This is a genomic window from Pseudoalteromonas denitrificans DSM 6059 (assembly GCF_900112265.1).
GTDB lineage: Bacteria > Pseudomonadota > Gammaproteobacteria > Enterobacterales > Alteromonadaceae > Pseudoalteromonas > Pseudoalteromonas denitrificans.
This window is the reverse complement of the sequence record NZ_FOLO01000108.1, coordinates 1-4,852: the sequence shown is the minus strand read 5'-3', so window position 1 is coordinate 4,852 and position 4,852 is coordinate 1. Positions and strand designations below refer to the sequence as shown.

At 35.2% G+C, this 4,852-nt stretch carries 4 protein-coding genes; 1 reads left to right on the top strand and 3 read right to left on the bottom strand.

All coding sequences use genetic code 11. The annotated features are described in order from the left end of the window. Window positions 1-354 precede the first annotated feature (354 nt). Entirely contained in the window at window positions 355-546 is a 192-nt protein-coding gene (gene csrA / locus BM088_RS26730; RefSeq protein ID WP_091991968.1) for a carbon storage regulator CsrA, read from the top strand. A gap of 101 nt (window positions 547-647) precedes the next feature. Here the strand turns inward: csrA and BM088_RS26725 are convergent, their stop codons facing one another. From BM088_RS26725 to BM088_RS26715, 3 genes are all read right to left on the bottom strand, one after another. After that, window positions 648-1,034 (bottom strand): hypothetical protein, encoded by a 387-nt coding sequence (locus BM088_RS26725; protein ID WP_091991966.1) that lies wholly within the window; start codon window positions 1,032-1,034, stop codon window positions 648-650. 220 nt (window positions 1,035-1,254) lie between these two features. Then, window positions 1,255-4,110, bottom strand: a complete 2,856-nt coding sequence (locus BM088_RS26720; RefSeq protein ID WP_091991964.1) for a valine--tRNA ligase — start codon at window positions 4,108-4,110, stop codon at window positions 1,255-1,257. Between the two features lie 28 nt (window positions 4,111-4,138). Next, window positions 4,139-4,606, bottom strand: coding sequence for a DNA polymerase III subunit chi (locus tag BM088_RS26715; protein WP_091991962.1), 468 nt, complete (start codon window positions 4,604-4,606; stop codon window positions 4,139-4,141). Window positions 4,607-4,852 lie beyond the last annotated feature (246 nt).

Sequence of the window (4,852 nt, the reverse complement as noted above, 5' to 3'; positions counted from 1 at the left end):
GCTTAAATCTTAAAAAAGGTTTACAGTCACCTTGATATGGCATTCATGTCAGGTGGCTCACAACCTGAAAACTTAGTTTCGGCACTTGATAGTGTGCAAGCTTGGGTTTTTAAAAAAGCTTAAAATAGGTAAATAATCAAGTCATATGTAAATGAAATTATTTCTATGTGATATGTATTTGGCTTAAAGTTTTATTAACTAATTGCTTGTCTTTTATTGCTTTTTAGTAATAAAAAGCTTTAATAAAAGGTATGAAAATAATCAATTAGAACTTTTACTTACTTTTCGTTGTTTTATTCTTTAAAATAAGAAGGGACGGAATCTTTTAATTTTTGAAATACTAGGAGCAAGCGCATGCTAATACTGACACGTCGCGTTGGTGAAACCCTGATGATCGGGGATGAAGTTACAGTTACTGTACTGGGTGTTAAAGGTAATCAAGTACGTATCGGTGTAAATGCACCAAAAGATATATCAGTACATCGTGAAGAAATTTATATGCGTATTCAAGCCGAAAAAGCAAACCCATCAGTGGGTAACGAATAAGTAAATATGGCTTAATATTCTTATAAAGAAAAGAATAATATAATAAATGCCAATCAGTTAACTGATTGGCATTTTTTGTACTTACATATTTTTGTTAAATTTTATTTTTTATCATCAACTTTACGTGGATCAAAGCCACAGTTAGGACCGCCTTCATTTACCCAGAAACGACGAGTTTCATTTCTGCAATTATAGCGCTCTGTTTCTGAAACTGTTTTAGTGTAATGGCTTTCGCTTGTAAGTGTTAATGTTCTGTAATTACTTGGACAGCTAACATTGCCTTCTAAAGTTTGCCAAAATTCAAGCGCTTCCCCATTTCTCATACCACCAAAATATTCACATGCGGTATAATCTTTTGTAACGCTTACTTGTCTTTCATCACACACTTCAACAGTATAGTATTCCCAATAACCACATGATTCAGTTTGAGCTGAAAATGCAGAGCCTGAAAGTGTTGCTAAAAATAAGCCTGCTAAAATTTCTTTCATTTTTAAATCCCTAGTCGATGATTTTTTTATAGTTTGTATCAGCATATTACTGATAAAATCATTGTACCTAATATAAGTTGCATAACAATATGGGGACTCGTTACTTGCAATCAAATGGCTGGTTTTTGTGGTGGAAAGTCGGGAATTTGTTGTTGAATAAATAGTGGGTGTTTGAAGTGCCCCTTACCATAAATGATAAGGGGATTTTAATAATTACGAATTATAAATTTTCAATTGTAACTTTTTGTTCAACTAATTTAGCTTTAGCTTCACTTAATTCTGTAAAAATTGCTTTTTCTTTTGCTAAAACTGCTTCTGGTGCTTTACTAACGAATTTTTCGTTATTTAACTTACCTTCAACTCTGCTAAGCTCTTTTTCTAGTTTCTCTAACTGCTTATTTAACCTAGTTACTTCTGCAGCAACATCAATTAAACCAGCCATAGGAATAAGTACTTCTAAAGAGCCAACCATTGCGGTAACACTTGCAGGAGCTTCTTCATCATCACTGAGTGCTGTAAAGCTTTCGAGTTTAGCTAAAGATGCTAAAAATGTTTTGTTGTCATCTAAACGACGTTTATCGTCACTAGATACATTTTTAAGCAATACGTTAAGTGGTTTATTTGGACTAATATCCATTTCACCACGAATGTTACGGATAGCTAAAATGAATTGTTTCACCCATTCTAAATCAGCTATTGCATCTATATCTACTTTAGATTCATCAAATGAAGGGTATGTCTGAACCATAATGCTGCTATTTTTGGTTTCAATTGAAGCAATCGGTGCAACACGTTGCCAGATTGTTTCTGTGATATATGGCATTAATGGGTGCATTAAACGTAAAAGGCTTTCTAAAACTGTGATTAACGTATGGCGTGTACCACGTTGTTCTACTTCATTACCTTGCGTTAATACCGGTTTAGTAAGCTCTAAATACCAACCACAGAATTGATTCCAAGTGAAGTCATAAATAGTGTTAGCGGCTAAATCAAAACGGTAGCTATCTAATTGTTCAGTAAATGTTTTTACGGTTTGTTCAAACTGACCTAAAATCCAGCGATCAGCTAAAGAATACTCTTTTGTAAGCGTGTTAGTAAAACCACAGTCTTGCTCTTCAGTATTCATTAATACATAACGGCTTGCATTCCAAATTTTATTACAGAAATTACGATAACCTTCTAATCGGTTCATATCCCAATTTATATCGCGACCTGTTGATGCCATAGCTGCTAATGTGAAACGTAATGCATCTGTACCATGGGCTTCTATTCCTTTGGCAAACTCTTTACGTGTGCTTTTCTCTATTTTAGCTGCGAGTTTTGGCTGCATCATGTTGCCAGTACGCTTTTCAACTAAGCTTTCAAGATCAATACCATCAATCATATCTAATGGGTCTAATACATTACCTTTAGATTTAGACATTTTATCGCCAGTTTCATCACGAATAAGACCAGTCACATAAACGGTTTTAAAAGGTACTTGTGGCTTTCCATTTTCATCTTTATTAAAGTGCATGGTCATCATGATCATACGTGCAACCCAGAAGAAAATAATATCAAAACCTGTCACTAATACATCTGATGGATGAAAAGTTTTTAAATCTTCTGTTTGTGCTGGCCAACCTTGCGTTGAAAAAGTCCAAAGAGCCGAAGAAAACCAGGTATCTAATACGTCTTCGTCTTGTTTTAATTTAATATCATCACTCAGGTTATTTTCTTTACGTACTTCAGCTTCTGAACGACCTACGTAAACTTCTCCGGCTTCGTCATACCAAGCTGGAATTCGATGTCCCCACCAAAGTTGGCGTGAAATACACCAATCTTGTACATCACGCATCCACGAGAAGTACATATTCTCATATTGTTTTGGTACAAACTGGATATCTCCATTTTCTACGGCTTCAACTGCTTGTTCGGCCATAGGCGCAACTCGTACATACCATTGGTCAGTTAATAAAGGTTCAATAACGACACCAGAGCGATCACCGTAAGGAACGGTTAATGCGTGGTCTTCAATTTTTTCTAATAAGCCTGCTGCTTCAAATTCAGCGACAATCAGTTTACGAGCAGCAAAACGGTCTATGCCATGAAAACGTTCAGGGATTTCTGTTTTTATATCAAGTTCTTTCCCATCAAAGCTGTAACATTCACCTTGAGTTAATACGGCTGCATTTTTATCGAAGATATTGACCATAGTTAATTTATGGCGTTTACCTACTTCGTTATCATTAAAGTCATGTGCAGGTGTGATTTTGACACAACCAGTACCTTTTTCCATATCAGCATGATCGTCGGCAACAATTTTAATACGGCGATTAACTATGGGTAATAAAACTTCTTTATCAATTAAATTTACATAACGTTCGTCTTTTGGATTTACTGCAATTCCTGTATCACCTAACATGGTTTCTGGTCGCGTAGTTGCTACAACAATGTAATCTTTGCCATCCAATGTTTTAAGGCCATCAGCAAGTGGGTATCGTAAGTTCCACATATGACCTTTTTTATCTTTATTTTCAACTTCTAAGTCTGAAATCGCTGTATGTAATTTAGGATCCCAGTTTACTAATCGTTTACCGCGATAAATTAATTTATCTTTATGTAAACGTACAAATACTTCTTGAACTGCTTCAGATAAACCTTCATCCATCGTAAAGCGTTCACGATCCCAATCAACAGAATCACCTAAACGACGCATTTGTTTAGTGATTGCGCCACCTGATTCATTTTTCCATTGCCAAATTTTATCAATAAATGCATCACGACCAAGTTCATGACGTGTCGGGCCGTTTTCTGCCGCAAGTTTTCGTTCAACTACCATTTGAGTCGCAATACCCGCATGATCGGTACCAACTTGCCATAAAGTATTATTACCCTGCATACGCTTTAAACGTGTCAAAGTATCCATAATGGTATGTTGAAAAGCATGACCCATATGCAAGCTGCCAGTGACATTTGGTGGCGGGATCATGATTGAATAAGCTTCACCTTTACCAGATGGTTTAAAGTAGCCTTTTTCTTCCCAATCTTGATATAAAGCTTGTTCAATATCTTGCGGGTTATATGTTTTTTCCATTATTGGAGCCTTTATGTAATTTTTTAATTTAACTGTTAGATTTTGTTTCAATATCTTGTGTTGTCATATTGACGCCCATTTGACGTAAATATTTATAGCGATCTCTGGCTGCTTGTTTAAGCATCTGATCGTCTGGTACAAAATCAAAAACTTGATTAAATCTATTTATAAAATCTGGCACATTTGTCGCCAAATTAATTAAAACTTTTCTATTTCCCACTGGTGTGGAATGCCCTATTTCTACAGGTGCACCATTTGCAGGACCTTCGCCTTGAAGATTATGCGGTACAAAGCTATTTGCTTCAAAAGACCATAAATATTCATCAATGACATGAGAGTCAGTTGTTCCATTAGTATAGATAAAAACACGTTTTCCAAGCCTGAATTGATCTGCTGCTAAGCGTGCAGCCAAATCAAAATGAGCTGGGATTGATTTATCCAGCTCAGCTTCATCTTGCTCATTAATGTGTTTTAAAACGTAAAAAATAGCGTTCATAACAGTCTTTCTATTTAAGCAATGGGGTATTCTATAAAAACTAATCCCCTATCGCAAAAGTGAAAGGGGATTTATTTTTAAATATTGATATATTTTATAATTATTACAGTTTAAGCTTTAATATTGATTAAACTCAAGTAATTGATATCTATATTAAGACTCTTGAGTTTGAGCTTCTTCAGCACGGTTTAACAAATATTATGACAGTATAGTGACAGAACGACCTATTGTTACTCTTTACTTGCT